This is a genomic window from Paraburkholderia atlantica, from assembly GCF_009362785.1.
Lineage (GTDB): Bacteria > Pseudomonadota > Gammaproteobacteria > Burkholderiales > Burkholderiaceae > Paraburkholderia > Paraburkholderia atlantica.
Genome location: NZ_WHNQ01000185.1, coordinates 1 through 2,080, shown reverse-complemented (window position 1 = coordinate 2,080; position 2,080 = coordinate 1). Strand labels below are relative to the sequence as shown.

The following is a 2,080-nucleotide window of genomic DNA, read 5'->3' as shown; positions in this document are numbered from 1 at the left end:
AGCAGGCTGCGGATGCGATGCATGGACTGGATGTCCTGCTGTTCAACGCTGTTGACGGCGACGTAGCGCATCGTCGGACGGGACGCCGCTTCGACGATCGCCTCCGCATCGTTGCGATCATTCTTCTGGGATTTGACGAACGGTTTGACGAATCGCGGCGCAATGATCTGCACATGATGGCCCATCGCCGAGAACCGACGAGCCCAGTAATGCGCTCCGCCACAGGCTTCCATCACGATGCGGCAGCAGGGCAGACAGACGACCGTCTCGAGGAGCTTGCTGCGGCTGACTCGCCGGCTCAACACCGGATGGCCGCGTTCGTCGACGCCGTACAGCTGGAAGGTGTTTTTGGCGAGATCGATGCTCAGCAAAGCGACATTCATGACGGCCTCCGTTCAGTCGTGGACCAAGGATTGCCCATACTGCCATGTCCTCTAGCGCCGATCGTTTGCATACATCCGCCGGAGGTGGGACGAGGCCATTCCACTATATCCGGCCTTGTGACGGACACGGTCCGCTGGCCCTGATGGAATTCGCCTGGGGAAGGCCTCAGCTCCAACGAGTCCTCGAAGGACAAGACACGATTCAGGTTTGCTTCCCCGCGGTCCGACCGCTTTGCCATCACGCGCACGTCATCCTGCGCAACCTATCGACGACCAGTCTCCTTGGTAAGTTGATGTTCTACGCGGGGTGCCCCGCGTAACCGGTTTGATACGTTCGACCATGGGCCAGCAACGCCCAGATTGATATGACTCCCGGTGTCAATCGGGATCGGTTTTGAACTTTGCATTCACTGTCATTTCCGATGTTTCCAAATTCCCTGAGGGCGGCGTAGCAGTAACTCTCGACGGTGGATCACGCTGATATTCGCGGGTTGGGTACCGCATTACGGTGGTCCGTCTCATGAGCCTGCCGCTGACTTGCTTCGCAAGCCGACCTGATGTCGTTGCTAAAAGAGGACGCGGGTTGCTCGAATACCGGGCTGCGCCGCTCTCAGGAAACTCTCCGCCTGCTGTATGAGTTCCATGCTTCGCGGATGTCAGACTCGATGAACGTCCTGCGGTCTTGCCATAGCCATGCCCAACCGGCCAATGTCCCAGATAAAAGCAGCGAGTTCGCGGGCGACTGCCACGATGGCAACGTGGGCAATCTTTCCCCTGGCTACCAGCTTCCTGTATCTCCGGCACAGCCGCAGTTGCGCGTCCCAGGCCCGATCGATGATCGCCTTTGGGATGCCTTCGTGACGGCGCTGGATATCAATGCTCACGCGTGCCGGATGGCGGTAGCTCCACGCAGATTCGACCAGCAGCTTTCTTGCGTAACTGTTTCCTGTCTTTGTGATGCTGCCTTGTCGCCGTTTGCCACCTGATGAATGTTCCGACGGTGTCACGCCAAGCCACGCCATCAGTTGACGTGGATGCTCGAAGCGCGATAGATCACCCAGTTCGGACACAAGGCCGACAGCCGACGTGAAGTTAATGCCCCGCATCGCCTGCAGCGCCAGCACAGCGGGATAGAAACGCCAGTCTGCAACGGCTTCACGCAGCGCGGTTTCCAGTCGTTCGCATTGCGCAAAGCGATCCTCGATCGTGCGGCGGTGCTCGTTGAATGCCAGTTGTTGCCAGCCACTGTCGAACGAGAATGTGCTCAGCCAGCGGCGGTGAGCAGGCCCCCAGTCCGCTCGTCCAAAGTAATTCACTCCATGCTGGAGCAGGAACGATTTCAGCCGGCATCGCGCCTGTTTGAGGTCTTCTCTCGCTGATGACCAGGCACGGGCCAGATCGCGAAACGCTTCATCTTCCATCGTTGGTACATGCACGGCGGACAGGTCGCCGGCTCGCAGTGAACGCACCAGCTTGATCGCGTCGCGGCGGTCCGTCTTGACGCGCTCACCCGGCTTGCGTGGGATGAGCGATGGTGCGCACACCATGCAGTCGAAGCCTTTGTCGATCAGTCGTCGATACAGGCCGTAACCGCATGGGCCGGCTTCGTAGACCACGCAGATGTGTCGTGCTTTGCATCGCAGCCGTTTGCATAGGCGATCAACTTCGATCTGTGTCGTACCGATCTTGCCCAGCAA

2 protein-coding genes are annotated in these 2,080 nt (G+C 59.1%); both read right to left on the bottom strand.

Annotated features, from left to right (window positions below):
* Positions 1–383, bottom strand: a 383-nt coding sequence (locus GCT19_RS42075) for an IS110 family transposase (protein ID WP_152855093.1), incomplete at its 3' end; no start/stop codon positions are given.
* 656 nt (positions 384–1,039) lie between these two features.
* A partial coding sequence (locus tag GCT19_RS42070) for an IS110 family RNA-guided transposase (RefSeq protein WP_152855092.1) occupies positions 1,040–2,080 on the bottom strand: 1,041 nt, incomplete at its 5' end.